Source organism: Aurantibacter sp. (assembly GCF_039941195.1).
In the GTDB taxonomy this organism is placed as follows: domain Bacteria; phylum Bacteroidota; class Bacteroidia; order Flavobacteriales; family Flavobacteriaceae; genus Aurantibacter_A.
In genome coordinates this window covers 1-25700 of sequence record NZ_JBDVFA010000096.1, presented here as the reverse complement: position 1 = coordinate 25700, position 25700 = coordinate 1, and the positions used below count along the sequence as shown (strand labels likewise).

15 protein-coding genes and 1 tRNA gene are annotated in these 25700 nt (G+C 35.4%); 1 reads left to right on the top strand and 15 read right to left on the bottom strand.

Annotation, left to right across the window (positions count from 1 at the left end; genetic code table 11):
• The 4 genes from ABJF52_RS16270 to ABJF52_RS16255 all read right to left on the bottom strand — a co-directional run.
• Positions 1 to 4339, bottom strand: a 4339-nt coding sequence (locus ABJF52_RS16270; RefSeq protein ID WP_348152639.1) for an FG-GAP-like repeat-containing protein, incomplete at its 3' end; no start/stop codon positions are given.
• A gap of 322 nt (positions 4340 to 4661) precedes the next feature.
• Complete coding sequence (locus tag ABJF52_RS16265) at positions 4662 to 6602, bottom strand: OmpA family protein (RefSeq protein WP_348152636.1); 1941 nt, start codon at positions 6600 to 6602, stop codon at positions 4662 to 4664.
• An 11-nt stretch (positions 6603 to 6613) separates the two neighbouring features.
• Entirely contained in the window at positions 6614 to 7579 is a 966-nt protein-coding gene (locus tag ABJF52_RS16260) for a type IX secretion system membrane protein PorP/SprF (protein ID WP_348152633.1), read from the bottom strand.
• A 14-nt stretch (positions 7580 to 7593) separates the two neighbouring features.
• Positions 7594 to 10590, bottom strand: coding sequence for a gliding motility-associated C-terminal domain-containing protein (locus ABJF52_RS16255; protein ID WP_348152630.1), 2997 nt, complete (start codon positions 10588 to 10590; stop codon positions 7594 to 7596).
• 407 nt (positions 10591 to 10997) lie between these two features.
• On the opposite strand from ABJF52_RS16255, the gene ABJF52_RS16250 reads away from it, so the two are divergent.
• Positions 10998 to 12587 (top strand): peptide chain release factor 3, encoded by a 1590-nt coding sequence (locus ABJF52_RS16250; RefSeq protein WP_348152628.1) that lies wholly within the window; start codon positions 10998 to 11000, stop codon positions 12585 to 12587.
• Between the two features lie 53 nt (positions 12588 to 12640).
• Here the strand turns inward: ABJF52_RS16250 and ABJF52_RS16245 are convergent, their stop codons facing one another.
• The 11 genes from ABJF52_RS16245 to tuf all read right to left on the bottom strand — a co-directional run bounded on the left by ABJF52_RS16245 (position 12641) and on the right by tuf (position 25677).
• A complete protein-coding gene (locus ABJF52_RS16245; protein ID WP_348152625.1) occupies positions 12641 to 12955 on the bottom strand; it encodes a DUF3467 domain-containing protein in 315 nt (104 codons plus the stop codon).
• A 74-nt stretch (positions 12956 to 13029) separates the two neighbouring features.
• On the bottom strand, positions 13030 to 17328 hold the full coding sequence (gene rpoC, locus ABJF52_RS16240; protein ID WP_348152622.1) for a DNA-directed RNA polymerase subunit beta': 4299 nt from the start codon (positions 17326 to 17328) through the stop codon (positions 13030 to 13032).
• A 39-nt stretch (positions 17329 to 17367) separates the two neighbouring features.
• Positions 17368 to 21177 carry a DNA-directed RNA polymerase subunit beta gene (gene rpoB / locus ABJF52_RS16235; RefSeq protein ID WP_348152620.1) on the bottom strand — a complete coding sequence of 1270 codons (3810 nt, stop codon included), beginning with the start codon at positions 21175 to 21177 and terminating at the stop codon, positions 17368 to 17370.
• A 132-nt stretch (positions 21178 to 21309) separates the two neighbouring features.
• Complete coding sequence (gene rplL, locus ABJF52_RS16230) at positions 21310 to 21687, bottom strand: 50S ribosomal protein L7/L12 (RefSeq protein ID WP_348152617.1); 378 nt, start codon at positions 21685 to 21687, stop codon at positions 21310 to 21312.
• Between the two features lie 51 nt (positions 21688 to 21738).
• Positions 21739 to 22254, bottom strand: coding sequence for a 50S ribosomal protein L10 (gene rplJ / locus ABJF52_RS16225; RefSeq protein WP_348152614.1), 516 nt, complete (start codon positions 22252 to 22254; stop codon positions 21739 to 21741).
• A 22-nt stretch (positions 22255 to 22276) separates the two neighbouring features.
• A complete protein-coding gene (gene rplA / locus ABJF52_RS16220; RefSeq protein WP_348152611.1) occupies positions 22277 to 22966 on the bottom strand; it encodes a 50S ribosomal protein L1 in 690 nt (229 codons plus the stop codon).
• A gap of 20 nt (positions 22967 to 22986) precedes the next feature.
• Entirely contained in the window at positions 22987 to 23424 is a 438-nt protein-coding gene (gene rplK, locus ABJF52_RS16215; RefSeq protein WP_348152608.1) for a 50S ribosomal protein L11, read from the bottom strand.
• Positions 23425 to 23514: 90 nt separating this feature from the next.
• On the bottom strand, positions 23515 to 24066 hold the full coding sequence (gene nusG / locus ABJF52_RS16210; RefSeq protein ID WP_348152605.1) for a transcription termination/antitermination protein NusG: 552 nt from the start codon (positions 24064 to 24066) through the stop codon (positions 23515 to 23517).
• A gap of 8 nt (positions 24067 to 24074) precedes the next feature.
• Positions 24075 to 24263, bottom strand: a complete 189-nt coding sequence (gene secE, locus ABJF52_RS16205; protein ID WP_348152602.1) for a preprotein translocase subunit SecE — start codon at positions 24261 to 24263, stop codon at positions 24075 to 24077.
• A gap of 86 nt (positions 24264 to 24349) precedes the next feature.
• Positions 24350 to 24422 (bottom strand) — tRNA-Trp (locus ABJF52_RS16200).
• Between the two features lie 67 nt (positions 24423 to 24489).
• Entirely contained in the window at positions 24490 to 25677 is a 1188-nt protein-coding gene (gene tuf, locus ABJF52_RS16195) for an elongation factor Tu (RefSeq protein WP_348152599.1), read from the bottom strand.
• Positions 25678 to 25700: the final 23 nt, after the last annotated feature.

Sequence of the window (25700 nt, the reverse complement as noted above, 5' to 3'; positions counted from 1 at the left end):
AGGCTGAATTGGAAACAATAACACGATACTCATTTCCATCATCAACTAAATTAGCATTAGTTACAGTAAGAGTCGCAGAAGTGGTACCGGAATGAATTCCTCCATCTGATAGATTATCCCAAGTACTGCCATTAAATAATTGCCACTGATATGTATTAGAATTAGTAGCAACTACCACAAATGTTGTTCCTTCTGTTGGGCATATTTCGCGATCTACTGGCTCATCAGTAATAACAGGAGCCACTATGGCTTCTCTAAAATCATATATACTGTTATTATTACCATCATTAGGTACTGGATAAGAAGCAGCACTGACCCTTCCTCTTTCATCAATAGCAGGTAAACCACTGCCATATTTTCCATTTGAATCTACATCAGTCCCGACCAGACCATATCCTTCATCAGCATCGTTACAGCCATCATTATCGGCATCAAATTCTTGTGAATCAATGGTATTATCACTATCAGAATCTGCAATTGTATAATTTACCAATTCACCGTTTGGAGTATCCTGAACAGCATCTGGCACTCCATCCAAACCAACATTTCCATTGACTATTCCATTCGTATGCCCTTGATTATGTCCTGCTTCTACTGCATCATAGATTCCATCATTGTCACTATCTAAATCAAATGCATCTATAACACCATCTAAATCGGTATCGATACAAGCACTATTTTTTATAACAGAAACATAATCTAAAGCGGTACCATTAGCTGTGCCATTAGGCGTTGATTCAAATTGTAAAGTTGTATTTGCGGTTGTGGCTACAAATGTTTGTTCAAAATAGAACCATCTTTGTGGTCCAACAATATTATTAACAATACCCTGAGCCGTTGTAGTTAAAGTTTGACTTAAAAGAGAATTATTACTCGAATCTATTACATCAACATCAAGTATTACCGGATTACCATTTCTATGACCTACATCTTCACCCCAATAAAAAGTAAAGGTATATGATTCACCAGGCTCTGTATTAATAACCTGTGTCAGCACATTATTTAACCCGCCTGATACTGCATTATTTCCAATTACATCTATATATTGTGCGCCACTATGAGCTTCTGCAAAATCTTGAGGAGACCATGACATACTTTCTCCACCAACCCAACCGTCTAAATTTTGAGTATATGTCCAACCGGTTAATGGGTTGTTATTAGGTGAATTTCCAATAAATGTTCCTGCCTGCTCGGTATATCCGTTTGGAAATTCTGTTGCATCAGAAAAATCTTGAGCTTCAAAATTACCATTAACTACTAAATTTCCGCAACCTTCATCCCTATCTAAAATTCCATCATTATCATCATCACTATCATCAACATCAACAATTCCATCATTATCATTATCTGGTCTATCATCAATTGCATCACGAAAATCAACATCTCCGCCTGAATTTGCATCATTATCCGAATCTAAAAGGTATTGGGGAGCAGATAACGGATTATCAATAGTTCCTCCTGGATCAGAATAACCTACCGAAGTATCCATATTATCATCCAGACCATCATTATCAGAGTCAACTCCTGCTAAAGATATGCCAGCTTCCGTGGTATCATTATTACCTTCATTATCAGAATTTAAATCTAAGTAATCAGGTTCATCTAAACTATCCGTATTTATTGGTGTCAATCCTCCCAAATAAGCAGAATTCACACCATTATTCGCAGTATAGGTTGCTGAGCTATCATTGATTGGGGGAGTATATCCAAGTGTTGTTTGAGCCTCAACATTATCAGGAATTCCATCATTATCACTATCCAAGTCCAAATCATCATAAATTCCATCACCATCTGAATCCAATGCCCACGTCCAAAGTATCGCATTTACCAATAAATCCTCTCCGTTAGTATTTAACCCTCCATCATGACTAGTATGTGGGGCTGCGACTCTTCTACCGGGAGCAATACCCGTATCCATGGCATCCCCAATTTCCCAAGCTACCAAATTTGTAGTTCCATTTGGGTGTTCTCCTAAATGTGTTCCTGAAGTGATGTTTTGCACATAAAAATCACCGCTACCTATATCTAAGTTACCCAAGGATAACCCATTAGTTATCGGATGTAAATTATTGGTAATATTAATTATACTTGTTGTTGCATTACCAGTAGCCCCAGTAGTTCCCATAATATCATCAAATAATGCATTCTCACTAGTGATGACACCATTAGTTGTAGTTGTTATATTTGCAATATTTCCTAATGCAGTACCACTACTTACAGATGGATGAATATAAGTAACTTCAAAATTATTGGCATCTTGCGAATTATTATGATTTGCAACGGTCACCGTATAACCAAGATTAGTTAATTTATCAATAACATTTTGTTGGTCAGAAGAAAGTGAACCGTTTTTAACCCACAATACAGTTTTGGGATGCTCAATGACATCTAAAATTCCGTCGTTATCATCATCTAAATCCACTGTATCATCAAGGCCATCATCATCGGTATCCACAAGAACTGTGATGTGTATTGTACCCGTATCCTGTTCGCTAGTAAAAGTACAATTTGCATTATCCCGCAAAACATAAGTGAATGAGTCCTTACCAAAAAAACCAACTGAAGGTGTATAAGTAACAGTACCATCTCCGTTTAATACTGCAGTACCATTTGGAGGTTGTGTAATTGATAATACTTCTAATGGTTGGCTTTCTGGATCAGAATCTAAGCCAGATCCATTATCTACCAATGGATTAAGACTTCCTGACCCATTTTCACTTACTGTTAAATAGTCATCAAATGCCACAGGAGGCAAGTTCGCTGAATCAGGAAAAATATCTAAAAGGTTGACATTTCCATTATTAAAATCTGAAGGAGTAAGTTGTTTCCGAACTATTACTCGTCCACTGGTTGTTCTAGGATAAGCTACTTCTACTACAATTGGAGTATCAGGACCACTTGGTAGTCCAAAATGAATAATGCCGGGTTCTTGAGTTCCATGACCTGAACCTCCATTTACCTCACGAATTCCAGATATAACATTTCCATCACAATCTAAAATTTTAGCGGTAGCCCCCACTCCAAATCGCTGCTCGGTATTTATTAATCCAAAAGCATCTCTATCTTCAATGACATTAATAAATAAGTGATTAGCTCGATTGGAAGCGTTTAAGTTATTTCTATAAAGGTAATTCGTGCCATTTCTATTTACATACAAGTCCAAATCACCATCTGTATCCACATCAATAAATGTTGATCCTTCACTATTATTTCCAAAAGTTAATCCGGAATCAACAAAAGACATCGCTCCGCCACCGTCATTAATCTGATTTAAAAATAACTTACTTGTTTGTGAACCACCATTACCACTATTCGCTAAAAAAATATCTATATCGCCATCATTGTCAACATCACCACAAGCTAGCCCTTCTATAGGTCCTGCATAACTTACAGGAATACCAGTTGCTGCTCCTAGAGGCGTCCAAGTACCGTCCCCATTATTTCTATGTATTTGATTATCTCCATTTTCTGTCCAAAATAAATCAAAATCACCATCATTATCAAAATCATAAAATCCCACTGCCCCTTTATTATTGTTTCTAGCTTGATCTATATTTACACCATCTATAAAAGAACCTCCGATATTGGTAAACAAATCAACTTGATCTTGCTTTCTAACTACTACATCTACCCATCCATCATTATTAAAATCTGTAGCTGAGCCATAGTCACCATCTGTCGCATCTTGTACAAGACCTAAAGGCCAAGTAGTTGGGTCATTTACATCGTAAGGAGGATTAGGACTAGCTGATTTTGGAGTCGCATGTGTAAAATTACCAGTTCCATCATTCTCTAGAATGTCAATACCAAAATTATGGTTATCAATAAATATATCTAGATCACCATCACCATCAAAATCCAAAGCTCCCGCACCTTCAACATTAAAACCATCGGCAATATTACCTGAATTAAAAGTTTGATTAGGAACTGTGCCACCAGTTCCATTTCCAAATCTGTGTGTAGCAGGATCTTGAAGATAAATTTTTACAGTAGCATCGTCATTTCTAAAAATATCAGGATAACCGTCATTGTTAAAATCAACAAAAAGTGCTGTTCTTTCTAATGTTCCATTTGAGAAATCTGGAGCCAAAGTTGCTGTTAAATCAGTAAAACTACCTCCATCATTACGCAATAAAAAACCACTTCCGTTAGTATTAACTACCAAATCAAAATCGCCATCTAAATCGTAATCAGCCCATGCATGCCCACCATCTTTATTACCAGTCAAATTAAGTCCATAGGCCGTAGCACTCTCTGTAAAAGTAGTTTGTCCTGAAGCAATAAATATGCATCCGAAAAAAACAATAAAAAGAGCTATGTATAATTTGCCGATATGCATAATATTAATTTATCGAGAAGTTGATCATAATCATCAATCTCCTGTAGACCGCACCTAAGAACAGCATTCTGGGCCTTACAAAATTAGCCATACCTACACCATGAGAAAATTTATGTTGTGAACAGGGTAAAAAGTAACATAAAGTGGATAAATGGTGAAGTATCCCATAATTTATTACTATTTCCACCAACTACTAATCCACTGAAAAACCCTTTAAAATAAGGATAAATCCTACAAAGGATATTATAAAAAAAAGAACAAACCAACTTTAAACAAAAAAAACGGCCTATTGGCCGTTTTTATAAATCTATTTTCTTTTTGATTATTCGATAATAATAAATTCTGATCTTCTATTTAGTTCGTGATTTTTAGCAGAACATTTAACACCATTAGCACAATCATTTACTAATTTAGTTTCGCCAAAACCTTCACCTTCAAGTCGAGTTTTTTCAATACCCTTTGCCACCATATAATTAACGGTAGATTCTGCTCTCTTTTGCGACAACCACAAGTTATAGGAATCTTTACCTCTACTATCAGTATGGGAATTTACTTTAATTTTTAAGCTAGGATATTTCTCCATTGCAGCAATTACTTTTTCAACTTCAATTTCAGAGTCTTTTCTAATATTATATTTATCGAAATCGAAATAAATAGTACTAAGCTGTAATAATTTAGCCAAATCATCCCCAAACCCTGCAGTAATAGTATCACGTTCTAAATAGAAATCTATAATCTTAGGTTTTCCATCAGATTTACCAATATACTCTTCTGAAGGTACATATCCTTGTATTTGTGCTCTTACAAAATTACCTTGGTTACAATCTAAAGACAATGAATACTTGCCTTCCGAATCGGTAATAGTGGATAAAATTTCTTCGTTATTTTCATCAATCACCTTTACCGTTGCACCTACAAGAACTTCATTAGAAATCTTATCCCTTACGGTACCCGTGATGTCTTGTTGACAATCAAAAACAAGAGGTTTAGTTTCAGTGAAACTATATATATCATCGGCACCACGACCTTCTTGTCTGTTTGAAGCGAAATAACCTTTCTTAGATGTTTCATCAATAATAAAGGTAAAATCATCCATTTTACCGTTTACAGGCTCTCCTACATTTAATATAGCTCCATCGTACTTTGCATCTGCTATTTTAGTTCCGAAAACATCCAAACCACCTAAACCAGGGTGCCCATCAGAAGAAAAATAAAGAATCTCTTCACTTGTAACAAATGGGAAAGTTTCTCTAGCTTCCGTATTAATGGTATTGCCTAAATTGATTGGTGTTCCAAAAGTACCATCATCATTTATGGTGACTTTGAAAATATCAGATTCACCTAAACTTCCTGTCATATCAGATGCAAAATACATTGTTTTTTCATCTGGACTTAACACTGGATGTGCTACAGAATACGAGTCGCTATTAAATGAAAGTTCTTCGATATCTTGCCAAACATCTTCTTTAAGGGTAGCTTTAAATATTTTTAGTCTTATTACACCATTTTCATCCTTTACATATTTTCCTCCCTTAAAATTATTTCTAGTAAAATACATGGTATTACCATCTTTTGTGGTAACTGACGTAGATTCATGTAATCTTGTATTTACTTCTTTACTAAGTTTAGTAACTGTATTATCAGAAACACTATCGGCATTTACTTTATATAAATCTAAAAAGTCTTTAGAGTTCCAAGTATGTCTGTAACGTGCTAAATTACCTGTATCCCTATCTGAAGAAAATATTAATCCTTCTTTATAAAATGCAGGTGCAAATTCTGAATAAGGTGAATTATATTCAAATGGTCCTACATTATATCTCCCAGAATTACGTTTTATATCGGCTATATAATCTTTATCATTCTGATACATAGTCGCTCGATTATCTTCGGAAGTTAACTCAGTAAATTTAGCCATCATAGCATTGGAAGCATCATATTCACCGATAGATTTCAAACATTGTGCATATCTAAAATAATGCTCAGGACCTATATCATTTGAATAAGTTTCAATTAATTTCTTATAAGTTTCAGCCGCGTCAACATAATCTGCATTGTAGTAATACGAATTACCTAATTTTTTAAGCAATTCTGCCGAAACATAACCTTTATCCATAACCCTTTTATAGATATCTATTGCAGGCTTAAAAGAATAGGCGTCATAATCAATTGCCGCCTTATTCAATAAGCGTTCTTGACTATGCCCTGCAAAGTTTATGAACAGGACTAAAAACGTAACTAATTGTGTAATTTTTCTATTCATTGTTCCCGATTTTAGAAGAATCGTGGTGATACTAGTTTCTGGAATGATTTGAGCAACTCAAATCTCAGAAACACTTCAAAAGACCCATCGTTAAACTGCGTTCCACCCAATTCAGTGGTTTCTCGGTCATATGCCAAACCAAGCATAAATTGATCTGTTATTTGAAAACCAGCAATGGCACTCACTGCAGCATCCCATCGATAGGCTGCTCCGAAATTAAATTTATCATTAAATAAAAAGTTCGCAGATACGTCTACTTGAAGAGGTGCTCCACTAACAACTTTTGTTAAGAGAGCTGGCTTAAATTTAAAATTGTTGTTTAAATCAAAAACATAACCCGTTATTAGATAGAAGTTCATGCGTTCTTTAGCGAGAAAATCTACAGCATTGTCATCTGTACCTGAACGGTCAAAATGCTCTGTTTCTAATAAGTTAGGCGCCGAAAGACCAGCATAGAATGTATTTGTGTGATAATAAACTCCTAAACCAAAATTAGGTGAAAACTTATTCTGTATGTCATCGGTATTTATTGATTCACGAAAATTCTCATCATCACGCTGTCGTAAACCTTCAAAGTCTAAGTTCAATAAATTTCCACCAGCTTTTAAACCAAAAGATAGTTTTCCATCTAAAGAAACATCAATAGTATAAGATAAAACAGCATCAAAATATGTTTCTTGAACTACTCCTTCACCAATTTTATCGTTTACAATAGATACACCATAGCCTAAATTACTATTTCGAATAGGCGAATGTAAATTTAGAGTCTGAGTTACTGGACCGCCCTCTAAACCTACCCATTGAGATCTATGTAATGCTGCTGCACTAAATTGCCCTCTCGACCCTGCATATGCCGGGTTTACACTCATTGTATTGAACATATATTGGGTATACTGCGCATCTTGTTGCGCATTTGATGTCTCCCAAAAAATCAACAATAAAAATAAGGATGCGAGGAAACTCTTTTTTACTATCATAAGTCAGTAATAAATTATTCGCTTATATAAATATATCCACTATTGGTTATATCGTTCTCATTTGCCGTATTGTACTCAAAGATATAAAAATATACACCTGCTGGTAAATATTCACCCGAGCTCACTGTCGATCTACCTTTCGATCTACCATCAAAAACATTGTTCTGATTATTGTAGTTCTCACCTTCATATACGGCAATACCCCATCTGTTAAATATTCTAAGCTGATTATCTAATGCAAGATCCACATTCTCAATCCATAAAAATTCATTCTTACCATCACCATTTGGAGTAACCATTTGCATAACAATGATATCAGTATTAGACGGCTTTGGATCTAAATAATCTGGTATTCCATCGCCATTAGAGTCATCATCAGTTGGGTTTCCATCACCATCAGCATCTTCAGACGGTGTATCAATACCATCACCATCATCATCAATATCTCTATAATTTACATCTTCTGTACCATCAGTATCTGGCAAATCATTTGCCGGATCATTTATCTCATCATTAACATCAAAACCATCATTAATGTTACTTCCTTCATACCCATCATCAAGACCATCGCCATCAGCATCTGTTCCCAAATAAGATTGATCAGGAATACCATCAAAATTAAAATCATTGCCTTCATTGTTATCTGGCACCCAATCATTATCGCTATCCAAATCAATATAATCTGGAGTATCCGTACCATCATGATTATTTGGTGTTATACCATCTGGCAAGTAAGCACTATTTAAACCATTGTTTGCTTCATAAGTAGCCGCATCATCTTCATTAGGAACTATATAACCTTCTGTTGTTTGCCCTTCCACATTATCAGGAAGACCATCATTATCGGCATCAATATCTAAATGGTTTGGGATACCATCACCATCACTATCCAATGGATTTGTCATTGGATCATTATCACCATCTGTATTAGGATCTTCAACAGTATCTAATATACCATCGTTATCATCATCTAAATCAGTATTATCCGGTACTCCATCACCATCGGTATCTGGACTATCATCATTAATTGGATCTAAATAGTCCGGTGTTCCATCACCATCAGTATCATCATTTGTTGGATCCCCATCCTCATTTGCATCTTCATCAGGTGTTTCTATTCCATCACCATCATCATCAATATCTCTATAATTCACATCTTCTGTACCGTCAGTGTCTGGTAAATCATTGGCAGGATCATCAATTTCATCATTTACATCGAATCCGTCATTTATATCACTTCCTTCATAGCCATCATCAAGACCATCACCATCTGTATCTACACCAGTGTAGGTTTGATCAGGAATTCCATCAAAATTAAAATCATTTCCTTCATTATTATCAGGCACCAAATCGTTATCACTATCTAAATCGATATAATCAGGAGTGTCAATTTTATCATGATTTACCGGTATAATTCCATCTGGTAAATAAGCACTATTCAATCCATCATTAGCTTCATAGGTAGCCGCATCATCTTCATTCGGAGCAATATAACCTTCTGTAGTCTGGGCTTCAACATTATCAGGAATACCATCATTATCTGCATCAATATCTAAATGATTTGGAATGCCATCAGCATCCGTATCATCAGGATTTGTCAATGGATCATTATCACTATCAATATTAGAGTCTTCAACTGTATCCAATATACCGTCATTATCATCATCTAAATCAGTAGCATCAGGTACTCCATCTCCATCAGTATCTGGACCATTGTCATTTACTGGATCTAGATAGTCTGGTGTACCATCACCATCTGTATCATCGTTTGTTGGATCTCCATCATTATTAGCATCTTCATCTGGAGTTTCTATACCATCACCATCATCATCCAAATCTCTATAATTTACATCTTCCGTGCCGTCAGTATCTGGCAGATCATTAGCAGGATCATCTATTTCATCATTAATATCATAACCATCATTTACATCGCTACCCTCGTAACCGTCATCAAGACCATCACCATCGGTATCAATACCTGTATAAGTTTGATCTGGAATGCCATCAAAATTGAAGTCGTTTCCTTCATTATTATCTGGCACCATATCATTATCACTATCTAAATCGATATAATCTGGAGTGTCTGTACCATCTGTATTAACAGGAGTTAATCCTTCATTTCCAGAACCTTCATATGCATCATCAAGACCATCGTTATCAACATCAATACCAGATGGCGGAATATAACCATCAGTTGACTGAGCTTCAACATTATCTGGAATTCCATCATTATCAGCATCAATATCTAAATTATCTGGAGTTCCATCACCATCAGTATCTGGGCAAGCATTTGGCTGTAAAGACAAGCGTATACCGTTTTGAATATGATTTGAATTTGTATAAAATTGAATTTCAGTTACTGTAGATTGCGATACCCATGTAGCTCTTTCAGGCTCATCAATACCACTATTAGTTACGTTTTCAACGTAGTAATCATTACCCACATTACCTTCAACAATTCCTGTTGGTAAAGTTGTAGTTTGATCGTATATAGTACCATCCAATGCCACTATACCGTCTTTACTTAGGGCCGCTAAATTTGGTGAATGTCTTGCAACAACACTAACAGGGGTAGTTCCTGAAATATAAAAGGTAACTGGTAAATTATCTTCAACTGAAAAGAAAGGTCCAGTTGAACTTGTGCTTACTCCCGTAACAGTAACTATTACACTACCTGCTGGAAGTCCCCATTTTGAACTTAAATCTATATCTGATGCTGAAAGACTACCATCACGTATTCCTTCTGGAAAACCAAAATCAGTAATAAATACTTCTTTTAATTCTAAAGTTGAACATTCATCTGAATCTAATATACCATCATTATCATCATCCAAATCAGTAACATCAGGTACACCATCACCATCTGTATCAGTCGCAGTTTGAATAACCAAAGCTTTATCTATAACAGTATAAGCTTCCGAAGAAGTTATTCCGAATAAAACAAAAGCCAATAACAATGTAAAAAAAGTAGTTGCTTTTTTGTTAAAACGAGGGGTAGTTTTCTTGTCCATAAAGATAGTTTTCTATTAAACTTATCCCATGGCAATGCAGGAAAATAATTAAGTAAGACGTTTGGGACGACTTGTAATAACATGCAAGATATACCGAAAAATTTGATCATCAAATTCTTTTCAATCTTGATATTCTTATTTATCTATCAAAAACCCTTTTATTCGATAAACAACAATATTTCAGCTATTTAAGATAAAATAATTACGATAAACCATGTGATTTAGATTTTATTTTTAATGCAAATCGTTGAAACCTGCAGTTTATCGAAATTCTCATCTATTCTTGATAAAAACGATTGTATTTTGGTGATATTGTCTTAAAAGCAATTAAAAAAAAACAAAATGTTATGACTTCAATAAATGAGTAAAAACCCTTTATTTAAACTATTTTTGGGGAAATTTTTAGGATGGATTTCAAAGGAGAAATAGCAAGAAGGAGAACATTTGGTATTATATCTCACCCTGATGCGGGTAAAACTACATTAACTGAGAAACTTTTACTTTTTGGTGGTGCTATACAGGAAGCTGGTGCAGTTAAAAACAATAAGATTAAAAAGACAGCCACAAGTGATTTCATGGAAATTGAAAGACAACGTGGAATTTCTGTAGCGACATCTGTTTTAGCATTTATTTATAGAGATAAAAAAATCAATATTCTAGATACACCAGGTCACAAAGATTTTGCAGAAGATACCTTTAGAACATTAACTGCTGTAGATAGTGTAATTGTAGTAATTGATGTAGCCAAAGGAGTTGAGGATCAAACAGAGAAGTTGGTAGAGGTATGTAGAATGCGAAATATTCCAATGATTGTTTTTATAAACAAATTGGATAGAGAGGGTAAGGATGCATTTGATTTACTTGATGAAGTTGAACAAAAATTAGGTTTAAATGTAACACCATTAAGTTTTCCAATTGGCATGGGTTATGACTTTAAAGGTATTTATAATCTTTATGAGAAAAACATAAATTTGTTTAGTGGAGATAATAAGAAGAATATTGAAGAAACAATTGCTTTTGACAATCTAGAAAATGCTGAATTAGAAAAAATTATTGGCACAAAAGCAGCAGAAGAATTGCGTGAAAACTTGGAGTTGGTGAATGGGGTTTATCCCGCATTTAATAAAGAAGATTATTTAAATGCAAAACAACAACCGGTGTTTTTTGGTTCCGCACTTAACAATTTTGGAGTTCGCGAATTACTGGATTGTTTTGTTGATATCGCTCCCGCCCCATTAGCTAAAAAAGCAGAGGAAAGACTAGTAATGGCTAATGAAAAAGAGATGACTGGGTTTGTTTTTAAAATACATGCGAACATGGATCCAAAACACCGCGATAGACTTGCCTTTGTAAAAGTGGTATCAGGAACATTTGAACGAAACAAACCTTATCTTCATGTTCGACAAGACAAAAAATTAAAATTTTCAAGTCCCAATGCGTTTTTCGCTGAGAAAAAAGAAATAGTAGATATTTCTTATCCCGGAGATATTGTAGGTCTGCATGATACAGGTCATTTTAAAATAGGTGACACTTTAACTGAAGGCGAACAATTAAATTACAAAGGAATACCCAGTTTCTCACCCGAACACTTTAGATATATTAACAATGCCGATCCTATGAAGTCTAAACAACTTTATAAAGGTATAGATCAATTAATGGATGAAGGTGTTGCACAACTTTTTACATTAGAAATGAATGGCAGAAAAGTAGTCGGAACAGTTGGAGCACTACAATTTGAGGTTATACAATATAGATTAGAACATGAATATGGTGCAAAATGTACCTATGAAAATTTTCCAGTATACAAAGCTTGTTGGGTAGATCCTGATGAACCTAAGAACGAAGAATTTAAAGAGTTTAAGCGCGTAAAGCAAAAATTCTTAGCTAAAGATAAACGCGGTCAATTGGTTTTTTTAGCTGATTCTCAATTTTCATTGCAAATGACACAACAAAAATATCCGTCAGTAAAATTGCATTTTACTTCAGAGTTTGAGTAGTAGAGTTTTTCCAAAATAAAAAAAGCGATGAAATTAAAATTTCATCGCTTTTTTTATGCCTCACCTGTTGGACCAAAATTCAGAGGAATTGCAGGCTGTTCATAATCTTTAATAGTGCCATGAGCTTTCTCGAAACGATTAACATTGTCATTTAAAGCTTTCAAAAATTTCTTAGCATGTTGTGGTGTTAAAACGATTCTACTTTTAACTTTAGCTTTTGGTGCACCTGGCATCATACTAATAAAATCAACCACAAATTCCGAAACTGAATGATTTATGATAGCAAGGTTAGAATAAGTGCCTTCTGCTATTTTTTCATCGAGTTCAATATTAATCTGCTTCTGTCCTTTCTTTTCGTTATCGCTCATGCTACTGAATTATTGAAATGGGAATATATTTATAAAAAATAACCCTCGATTATTAAATCGAGGGTTAAAGTAATTTAGAATTTCAAAGCTTCTTTTCGCGCCATAATTTCATCGTATTCTTCTTTAGAGCCTACTATGATATTATCATAATTTCGCATACCTGTACCCGCTGGAATTTTATGTCCAACAATTACATTTTCTTTCAAGCCTTCTAATGTATCAATCTTACCACTTACAGCAGCTTCATTTAACACTTTAGTAGTTTCCTGGAACGACGCAGCAGAAATAAACGATTTCGTTTGAAGCGAAGCTCTAGTAATACCTTGTAAGATTGGTGTGGCTGTAGCGGCAACAGCATCTCTTGCAGATACGATAGCCTTATCAGCTCTTTTAAGAATAGAATTTTCATCACGAAGTTCTCTAGCGGTAATTATTTGACCAGCCTTAAGATTTTCAGATTCTCCAGCTTCTTCAACAACCTTTTTACCAAAAATCTCATCATTCTCAGTAATGAAATCTGACTTATGTACAAGTTGGTTTTCTAAGAATACGGTATCACCTGAATCTTGAATTCGAACTTTACGCATCATTTGTCTCACAACAACTTCAAAGTGCTTATCATTAATCTTTACACCTTGTAGTCGGTAAACTTCTTGAACTTCATTTACCAAGTATTGTTGAACAGCAGATGGGCCTTTTATTGCTAAGATATCCTCTGGAGTAATTGAACCATCAGATAATGGCATACCAGCACGAACATAATCATTTTCTTGTACTAAGATTTGATTAGAAAGTTTAACTAGATATTTCTTAACCTCACCTAATTTAGATTCAATTATTATCTCACGATTACCTCTTTTGATTTTTCCAAAAGAAACAACTCCGTCAATTTCAGAAACAACAGCAGGATTAGAAGGGTTACGCGCTTCAAATAGCTCAGTAACTCTAGGAAGACCACCAGTAATATCACCCGCTTTTGCAGATTTACGTGGAATCTTAACCAAAATCTTACCTTCTTTAATTTTCTCACCGTCATCAACCATGATGTGCGATCCAACAGGAAGGTTATACGATCTTAATGTTTCTCCTTTACTATCCTGAATCAATAAAGTTGGAATTAACTTTTTATTTCTAGATTCCGAAATAACTTTTTCTTGGAAACCAGTTTGCTCATCAATCTCAACTTGATAAGTTACACCTTGATCAATATTCTCATAAGCAATTTTACCAGGGAATTCAGAAACGATTACACCGTTATATGGATCCCACTGACATATTACATCATCAGCTTTAATTTTAGCTCCGTTCTTCACAAATATCTGAGAACCATAAGGTATGTTATTCGTACTTAAAGTAATACCAGTTTTAGTATCAACAATCTTTATTTCAGATGTTCTTGAGATTACAACGTCAATTGTATTTCCTTCAGCATCTTCACTTTTAACAAGTCTAAGGTCCTCAATTTCAGCAACACCTTCGAATTTAGCAATTAACTTGTTTTCTTCGGAAATGTTACCTGCAATACCACCCACGTGGAATGTACGCAATGTTAATTGTGTACCTGGCTCACCAATTGACTGAGCAGCTACAACACCAACAGCTTCACCTCTTTGAACCATTTTATTGGTTGAAAGGTTTCTACCGTAGCACTTAGAACAAATACCTTTTGGAGCTTCACAAGTAAGTGCAGAGCGTACTTCAACTTTATCTATTGGAGATGCTTCAACACGTTTCGCATCAGCTTCCATAATTTGCTCACCTGCTTTTAAAAGCAATTCTTCAGTCACAGGATTATATACATCATGTAGCGATACTCTACCTAAAATTCTTTCACCTAGAGTTTCAACTACTTCTTCATTTTTCTTTAATGGAGACACTTCAATTCCTCTCAATGTACCACAATCTTCGATATTCACAATTACATCTTGTGATACATCAACCAATCGACGTGTTAAATATCCAGCATCTGCTGTTTTTAAAGCTGTATCTGCAAGACCTTTACGTGCACCGTGAGTAGAAATAAAGTATTCAAGAATTGAAAGACCTTCTTTAAAGTTAGATAAAATTGGGTTTTCAATAATTTCACCACCACCAGCAGTAGATTTCTTAGGCTTAGCCATCAAACCACGCATACCTGTTAACTGTCGAATTTGTTCCTTTGAACCCCTCGCACCAGAATCAAGCATCATGTACACCGAATTAAACCCTTGCTGATCTTCTCGAATTCGCTTCATAGCTAATTCAGTAAGCATCGCATTGGTAGAAGTCCAAACATCAATAACCTGATTGTAACGTTCATTGTTAGTAATAAGACCCATATTATAATTGGTCATAATACCATCAACTTGTCCATTAGCTTCAGCAATCATTTCATGCTTCTCTTGTGGAATAATAATATCACCAAGGCTAAATGAAAGTCCACCTTTAAAGGCAAACTCATAACCCATAGTTTTTATCTTATCTAAGAAAGCAGCAGTTGTTGGAACATCAGTAACTGCCAAAATTTGACCAATAATATCACGTAATGATTTCTTGTTCAACACTTTGTTAACAAAACCTGCTTTTTCAGGTACTTCCATGTTAAAAAGCACTCTACCAACTGTAGTAGCTATAATCTGATTTACAAGTTCTCCTTCTTCATTAAAATCTTTAGCGCGAACTTTAATACCTGCATTAAGGCTAACCATTCCTTCATTAAAAGCAATTTCTACTTCTTCATAAGAATAGAAAGTTAAGCCTTCACCTTTAATAGGCACTTCAGGTGTGGATTTTCTTTCCTTAGTCATATAATATAGACCAAGCACCATATCCTGAGATGGAACTGTTATAGGTGAACCATTTGCAGGGTTTAGAATATTATGAGAAGCAAGCATTAATAACTGTGCCTCCAATATAGCTTCCGGTCCTAAAGGTAAGTGAACAGCCATCTGATCCCCATCGAAATCCGCGTTAAATGCAGTACATACTAATGGATGTAAACGTATCGCTTTACCTTCAATTAATTTAGGTTGGAATGCTTGAATACCCAAACGGTGTAATGTTGGGGCCCTGTTCAATAGAACTGGATGACCTTTCAAAACATTTTCAAGAATATCCCAAACAACAGGCTCTTTTTTATCTATTATTTTCTTAGCTGATTTTACGGTCTTTACAATACCTCTTTCAATCAACTTACGAATTACAAAAGGTTTGTATAATTCAGCAGCCATATCTTTTGGAAGACCGCATTCAAACAACTTCAATTCCGGTCCAACAACAATTACTGAACGAGCAGAATAATCAACACGTTTACCCAATAAGTTCTGACGGAAACGACCTTGTTTACCTTTTAATGAATCAGAAAGTGATTTTAAAGGTCTGTTAGATTCAGTTTTAACTGCAGAGGCTTTTCTCGTATTATCGAAAAGAGAATCTACTGCTTCTTGAAGCATACGTTTCTCATTTCTAAGAATTACTTCTGGAGCTTTAATTTCAACTAATCTTTTTAAACGATTGTTACGAATAATTACTCTTCGGTATAAATCATTTAAATCTGATGTTGCGAAACGACCACCATCCAATGGCACTAAAGGACGTAATTCAGGTGGTATAACAGGCACCACTTTCATTATCATCCACTCAGGTCTGTTATCTCTATTATCTTGAGATTCGCGCAAAGCTTCAACAACCTGAAGTCTTTTTAAAGCTTCTGTTTTACGTTGTTTTGACGTTTCTGTATTTGCTTTGTGACGCAATTGATAAGATAAATCCTTTAAATCAATACGTGCTAAAAGATCAATCAAACATTCTGCACCCATCTTAGCGATGAATTTGTTTGGATCTGTATCCTCAAGATATTGATTTTCAGGTGGAATTGTTTCCAAGATATTTAGGTACTCTTCTTCAGTAAGGAAATCCATTTTTTGAACTTCTTCACCTTCAGGACCTTTTGCAATACCTGGTTGAATTACTACATATCTTTCATAATAGATAATCATATCTAATTTCTTGGATGGTAATCCAAGTAGATATCCAATTTTATTTGGTAATGAACGGAAGTACCAAATATGAGCTACAGGGACAACCAAATTAATATGCCCTACTCTATCTCTTCTTACTTTCTTTTCAGTTACCTCTACCCCACATCGATCACAAACAATTCCTCGATATCTGATACGCTTATATTTTCCACAAGCACATTCGTAATCCTTTACAGGGCCAAAGATGCGCTCACAAAATAAACCATCACGTTCAGGCTTATGAGTTCTATAGTTAATGGTCTCAGGTTTAAGAACTTCTCCTCTTGACTCTGCCAAAATTGCTTCTGGTGATGCCAAGCCTATAGAAATTTTATCAAACCTCTTTTGAGGGGTATTATCGTTTATTCTAGCCATAATATACTATGCTACTAAATTATAATGTGTGTTCTAAAACTATTCTTCCAATCTAATATCTAAGCCCAAACCTTTAAGTTCGTGCATTAATACGTTGAAAGATTCCGGTAAACCGGGTTCTGGCATTGTTTCACCTTTTACGATTGATTCGTAGGTCTTAGCTCTACCAATTACATCATCTGACTTCACAGTCAATATTTCACGTAATGTAGCAGAAGCACCATATGCTTCAAGTGCCCATACTTCCATTTCCCCAAAACGTTGACCACCAAATTGTGCTTTACCACCAAGTGGTTGCTGTGTAATCAATGAATAAGGACCAATAGAACGAGCGTGCATTTTATCATCTACCATGTGTCCTAATTTCAACATGTAAATAACACCAACCGTTGCAGGTTGATCAAAACGCTGACCAGTTCCACCATCAAAAAGATATGTATGACCAAATCTTGGAATACCAGCTTCATCTGTGTAACCATTGATTTGATCTAAGGTAGCACCATCAAAAATTGGAGTTCCAAACTTCTTTCCAAGTTTTAAACCTGCCCAACCTAAAACAGTTTCATATATCTGTCCGATGTTCATACGAGAAGGTACACCAAGTGGATTCAATACAATATCAACAGGAGTTCCGTCCTCTAAGAATGGCATATCTTCATGACGTACAATTCTTGAAACTATACCTTTGTTTCCGTGACGGCCCGCCATTTTATCACCTACTTTAAGTTTACGTTTTTTAGCTACATAAACCTTAGCTAATTTCATAATACCTGCAGGTAATTCATCACCTACCGATATTGTAAACTTATCTCTTCTTAAATTTCCTTGAAGGTCATTCAACTTAATCTTGTAGTTGTGAAGTAAATCAGCAACAGCAGAGTTAGTCGACTTATCTGTAGTCCAACTTCCACCAACTAAATGCGCATAATCATCAACTGAGTTAAGCATTTTCTGAGTATACTTCTTTCCTTTTGGAAGAACCTCTTCACCTAGATCATTCATTACACCTTGCGATGTTTTACCACCTACCAATGTAAATAATTTATCAAGCAATATATCTTTAAGCTCTTGGAACTTAACTTCATATTCAAGCTCAAGCTTGTTCAATTCTTCTTTATCTTCAGAACGTCTTCTTTTATCTTTTACAGAACGAGAAAACAATTTCTTCTCAATAACAACACCTCTAAGTGATGGCGAAGCTTTTAAAGAAGCATCTTTAACGTCACCAGCTTTATCACCAAATATTGCACGAAGTAATTTTTCTTCCGGAGTTGGATCAGATTCTCCTTTTGGAGTAATCTTACCAATTAAAATATCACCAGGTTTTACTTCCGCACCAATGCGAATCATACCATTCTCATCAAGATCCTTTGTTGCCTCTTCAGAAACATTAGGAATATCATGAGTTAATTCTTCTGCACCTAATTTCGTATCTCGCACTTCAAGAGAATACTCATCAACATGTATAGAAGTAAAGATATCTTCACGTACAACTTTTTCTGAGATTACAATTGCATCTTCAAAGTTATAACCCTTCCAAGGCATAAACGCAACCGTTAAGTTTCTACCTAACGCCAATTCACCTTTTTCAGTTGCATAACCTTCACAAAGAACTTGACCTTTTTTTACTTTATCACCTCTTCTTACAATAGGCTTCAAGTTAATGCTAGTTCCTTGGTTAGTTTTTCTAAACTTAACTAGCTGATACGTTTTAGAATCATCTTCAAAGCTAATTAAGCGCTCTGCATCAGTTCTATCATACTTAATAGTAATTTTCTGAGAATCTACATACTCAATTGTACCATCGCCTTCAGCATTTATTAAAACTCTAGAGTCAGATGCAACTTGTCTTTCCAAACCAGTACCAACAATTGGAGATTGTGGACGTAATAATGGAACAGCTTGACGCATCATGTTAGAGCCCATCAAAGCACGGTTTGCATCATCATGTTCCAAGAATGGAATTAAGGATGCAGAAATAGATGCAATTTGATTTGGTGCAACATCAGTATAATTAATCTCATTAGGATCAACTACTGGGAAATCACCCTCTTCACGAGCAATTACCTTATCATTTTTAATATCACCATTGTCTTTTAAAGGAATATTTGCCTGAGCAATTTTCATTCCTTCTTCCTCTTCAGCACTTAAATATCTGAAATTTTCAGTATCCACATTCCCATTCTTTACAGAACGATAAGGTGTTTCTAAAAAGCCCATTGGATTCACCTTAGCAAATACTGCTAATGAAGAAATCAAACCAATATTCGGACCTTCAGGAGTTTCAATTGGACATAATCTTCCGTAGTGTGTATAGTGAACATCACGTACTTCGAAACCAGCTCTTTCACGAGAAAGACCACCTGGCCCAAGGGCAGACAATCTTCTTTTATGTGTTATTTCTGCTAATGGATTTGTTTGATCCATAAACTGAGATAACTGGTTAGTACCAAAGAATGAATTAATTACTGAAGACAATGTCTTAGCATTAATTAAGTCAATAGGTGTAAACACCTCATTATCACGTACATTCATGCGTTCACGAATAGTTCTCGCCATACGAGCAAGACCTACACCAAACTGAGATGAAAGTTGTTCTCCAACAGTACGAACACGACGGTTAGAAAGGTGATCAATATCATCAATTTCTGCTTTAGAATTGATAAGTTCAATCAAATATTTAATAATTGTGATGATATCTTCTTTGGTCAAGACTTGCTTGTCCATTCCAATATCCAATTGTAATTTCTTATTCATTCTATAACGGCCAACTTCACCTAAGTTGTAACGTTGATCAGAAAAGAATAATTTATCTATAATACCACGAGCAGTTTCCTCATCGGGCGGCTCAGCGTTACGTAATTGACGATAAATATGTTCAACGGCCTCTTTTTCTGAGTTCGTTGGATCCTTTTGTAATGTATTATGAATAATCGAATAATCCGATTGTCCATTATTATCTTTATGCAGAAGAACTGATTTTACATCAGCTTCGATTATTTGTTCAATATGTTCTTTTTCTAAAATCGTATCACGATCAAGTACGATTTCATTTCTTTCAATTGAGACAACTTCACCTGTATCTTCATCAACAAAATCTTCGTGCCAAGTATTTAAAACACGTGCCGCTAATTTACGACCTAAGACTTTTTTCAATCCGGCATTAGATACTTTAATTTCTTCTGATAAATCGAAGATTTCCAAAATATCCTTATCTCTTTCAAAACCAATAGCTCTGAAAAGTGTTGTTACTGGTAATTTTTTCTTACGGTCAATGTATGCAAACATTACACCATTGATATCCGTAGCAAATTCTATCCAAGAACCTTTAAAAGGTATTACTCTTGCAGAATATAATTTAGTTCCATTTGCATGGAATGATTGTCCAAAGAAAACCCCTGGAGACCTATGCAACTGCGATACTACCACACGTTCAGCACCATTGATAACGAAAGTACCACTAGGTGTCATATAAGGTATAGTACCTAAATATACATCTTGTACAATAGTTTCGAAATCTTCATGTTCTTCGTCTGTACAGTACAACTTTAATCTAGCCTTCAATGGAACGCTATGTGTCAATCCACGCTCAATACATTCTTGAATTGAGTATCTTGGAGGATCTATAAAGTAGTCTAAAAATTCGAGTACGAACTGATTTCTAGTGTCCGTAATCGGGAAGTTTTCCATGAAGGTATTATATAATCCTTCATTGCCCCTTTCGTCAGATTTTGTTTCAAGTTGAAAGAAGTCTTGAAATGATTTAATCTGAATGTCTAAGAAATCCGGATATTCCGGAGTGTTCTTAGCGGATGCAAAATTTATTCTTTCAGTCTGTTTTGTCAACATCTATGATAAAATTTTGATCGTGAATATTAATTGGTAATCTACTTTGCGTAGATGTAATACTTATAAATAGATTTAGGTCTATCCAAAATCATGGAAAGACCTAAACCAATAATGTGCTATTAGTTGTCGCTATTACTTAAGCTCAACTTCTGCTCCTGCTTCTTCTAAAGATTTTTTGATACCTTCAGCTTCATCTTTAGCTACACCTTCTTTAACTGCTTTTGGTGCACTATCAACGATATCTTTAGCATCTTTTAAGCCAAGACCTGTTAATTCTTTCACCAATTTAACAACAGCTAATTTAGAAGCACCAGCTGCTTTCAAAATTACGTCAAATTCTGATTTTTCTTCAGCAGCTTCGCCACCTTCAGCACCACCACCAGCAGCAACAGCTACAGCTGCAGCAGCAGGCTCGATACCATACTCTTCTTTTAATATATCAGCCAATTCATTAACCTCTTTTACGGTTAAGTTAACCAACTGTTCTGCGAAATCTTTTAAATCTGCCATTTTTCTATCGTTTAATAAAATTTTAAAATATAATTGTTTTTAGTGCGCAAATTATCGTTCTGATAATGTCTTAAGAATACCTGCAAGTTTACCACCACTAGATTTAAGTCCAGAGATAACATTCTTAGCTGGAGATTGTAACAATCCAATGATTTCTCCAATCATTTCTTCTTTAGATTTGATACTTGCAAGAGTATCTAACATATCATCCCCTACATAAATAGCTTCTTCAATAAAAGCACCTTTTAATAAGGGTTTTTCGGATTTCTTTCTGAAATTCTTTATCACCTTAGCTGGACCATTACCAACTTCAGAGAACATCAGTGAAGTGTTTCCTTTCAATACATCTGGAAGCTCGCCAAAATCCTTTTCAGCAGCATCCATAGCTTTCGCTAGAAGTGTATTTTTGACTACAGACAGTTGTATATTCGATTTAAAACAAGCTCTTCTTAAATCAGAGGTTGTTTGAGCATCTAAACCTGAAATATCGGCAAGATATATAATCGAACTTTCAGCTAACTGCTTTGTCAAATCTTCTATTACGACTCCTTTTTCTTCTTTTGTCATGATTAAATTATTTGACTATCAGTTATACTGTCTTAGGATCTAATTGAATACTTGGGCTCATTGTACTAGACATAAAAATACTTTTCATGTAAATACCTTTTGCCGAAGATGGTTTCAATTTATTTAAAGTTTCAAGAAGCTCTATAGCATTACCAGCAATTTTATCTGCTGAGAAAGAAGCCTTTCCTATAGCTGCATGCACAATACCTGTCTTATCCACTTTGAAATCAATTTTACCGGCTTTAACTTCAGATACTGCTTTAGCAACATCCATAGTAACCGTTCCAGTTTTTGGATTTGGCATTAAACCTCTTGGTCCTAAAACACGTCCCAATGGTCCTAATTTACCCATAACACTTGGCATTGTGATGATAACATCAACATCTGTCCAACCGCCCTTAATTTTATCCAAATACTCATCTAATCCAACAAAATCAGCTCCAGCTTCAGTAGCTTCTGCTTCTTTATCAGGTGTAACCAACGCCAATACTTTGACATCTTTACCAGTTCCGTTCGGTAGTGTAACAACACCACGAACCATTTGATCCGCTTTTCTAGGATCTACTCCTAAACGAACCGCAATATCAACAGACGCATCAAACTTCGCATTGGTAATTTCTTTTACCAAAGCTGAAGCCTCCTCAATCGAGTAAAGTTTATCTTTCTCGATTTTAGACTGCGCCTCTTTTTGCTTTTTTGTCAACTTTGCCATTTAAATTGCTTTATAAGATTTTAAAAAGGTCTTTTTCCTGCTACTTTAAGGCCCATTGACCTTGCAGTACCCGCAATCATGCTCATAGCTGACTCTACAGTAAACGCATTTAAGTCTACCATTTTATCTTCAGCTATAGTTTTAACCTGATCCCAGGAAACACTTCCATTTTTTACTCGGTTAGGTTCGCCAGATCCTTTTTTAATCTTAGCTGCTTCCAAAAGTTGAACTGCCGCTGGCGGTGTTTTTACTAGAAAGTCAAATGACTTGTCTTTGTAAACCGTGATAACAACTGGTAAAACTTTACCTGGTTTATCCTGTGTACGCGCATTAAACTGCTTACAGAATTCCATAATGTTAACACCAGCAGCACCTAAGGCGGGTCCAACCGGTGGCGATGGATTCGCTGCACCTCCCCTAACTTGTAGTTTAACTACTTTACCTACTTCTTTTGCCATTGTTTTAAATTAAATTCAAATTGTGTTATTGGAAGCAACACAACTTATAACTATGTAACAATTATTTTTAACCATTTACTATAAATGGCCTTATATTTTTTCTACTTGCATGTAACTTAATTCTAATGGTGTTTTTCTTCCGAAAATCTTAACCATTACCTCAAGCTTACGTTTTTCTTCATTAATTTTTTCAACAGTTCCATTAAAACCGTTAAATGGTCCGTCTATTACCTTAACAGTTTCACCAAACACAAACGGTATTGCTACTGCATCTGTACTAACTGCTAACTCATCAACCTTACCAAGCATTCTATTAACTTCTGTTTTTCTTAGCGGAACAGGATCCCCTCCTTTTGTTTCACCTAAAAAACCAATAACGTTTGTAATAGACCTTATGATGTGAATCATTTCACCGGCCAAATTTGCCTTAATCATAATATAACCCGGAAAATAAACACGCTCTTTATTTATCTTCTTTCCGTTTCTTATTTGCACAACTTTTTCAGTCGGCACTAAAACATCCTCTAAATAATCAGAAAAACCATGACGTTCTACTTCGCTTTCAATATAGCCTTTAATTTTATTCTCTTGGCCACTGACAGCTCTAACTACATACCATTTTTTCTCTAACACTTCAGACATAGTGACTTTTAGTTTAATATGTTATTAAAATACAATTTCACCAATTTAGCAAAAAGCGAATCAACACCCCATGTAGCCAAAGCGAAAATTATAGAAAAAACAGCTACTACAACCATTAAATTAGTTGACTCCGCCTTTGGAGGCAAAGTAACATTATTCTTTAATTCGTCTATAGACTCTTTAATATAGGTGAACATATCTAGTGTTTTAATATTTTTTTTAATTTGAAATTTTTCCTCAAAAACTTAAAGAAAAACATCCAAACAACCACTTTGGGTTTTTGCACGGGAGGAGAGACTCGAACTCCCGACACCTGGTTTTGGAGACCAGTGCTCTACCAACTGAGCTACACCCGTATTTATTTACATTGAAAGGTATCCGCCTTGCGGCGGACACCCTTAATATAAACTATCTTATATAATCTTAATCTAAAATCTTAGTAACCTGACCAGCACCTACTGTTCTACCACCTTCACGGATAGCAAAACGAAGACCAACGCTTAATGCGATAGGCTGAAGCAAATCAACAATTATAGTAAGGTTGTCACCTGGCATAACCATCTCAACACCACTTGGCAAATTAATAGTACCAGTTACATCTGTAGTTCTAACATAGAACTGCGGACGATAGTTGTTATGGAATGGTGTATGACGACCACCTTCTTCTTTTTTAAGGATGTAAACCTCAGCTTCAAATTTAGCATGTGGAGTTACAGAACCTGGCTTACAGATAACCATACCTCTTTTGATATCCGTTTTCTCAATACCTCTTAACAAGATACCAACGTTATCACCAGCTTCACCTCTATCTAATATTTTACGAAACATTTCAACACCAGTTACTGTAGAAGCTAACTTCTCAGCACCCATACCAATGATATCAACCGCATCACCAGTATTAGCTACACCAGTTTCAATACGACCAGTTGCAACAGTACCACGACCTGTAATAGTAAATACATCTTCAACAGGCATTAAGAAATCTTTATCAACATCTCTTTTTGGAAGCTCGATCCAATCATCAACAGCTGCCATTAATTCCATAACTGTATCTACCCATTTTTGCTCACCATTAAGTGCACCAAGAGCAGAACCAGCGATAACAGGTCCATTATCACCATCATACTCATAAAATGATAACAATTCTCTGATTTCCATTTCAACAAGCTCTAAAAGCTCCTCATCGTCAACCATGTCAACTTTATTCATGAAAACAACAATTCTAGGAATACCAACCTGGCGACCTAAAAGAATGTGCTCACGAGTTTGTGGCATAGGACCATCAGTTGCCGCAACAACAAGAATAGCACCATCCATCTGCGCTGCACCTGTAACCATGTTTTTTACATAATCCGCGTGACCAGGACAGTCAACGTGTGCATAGTGACGATTTGCAGTTTGATACTCAACATGCGATGTGTTAATAGTAATACCTCTTTCTTTTTCCTCAGGAGCGTTATCGATAGAATCGAAACTTCTCAATTCAGAAAGCCCTGCATTTGCTAATACCGTAGTAATAGCAGCAGTTAATGTAGTTTTACCGTGATCTACGTGTCCAATAGTACCAATATTTAAGTGCGGTTTGGAACGATCAAAAGTTTCCTTTGCCATTTTAAATGAATTTTAATCTTAGT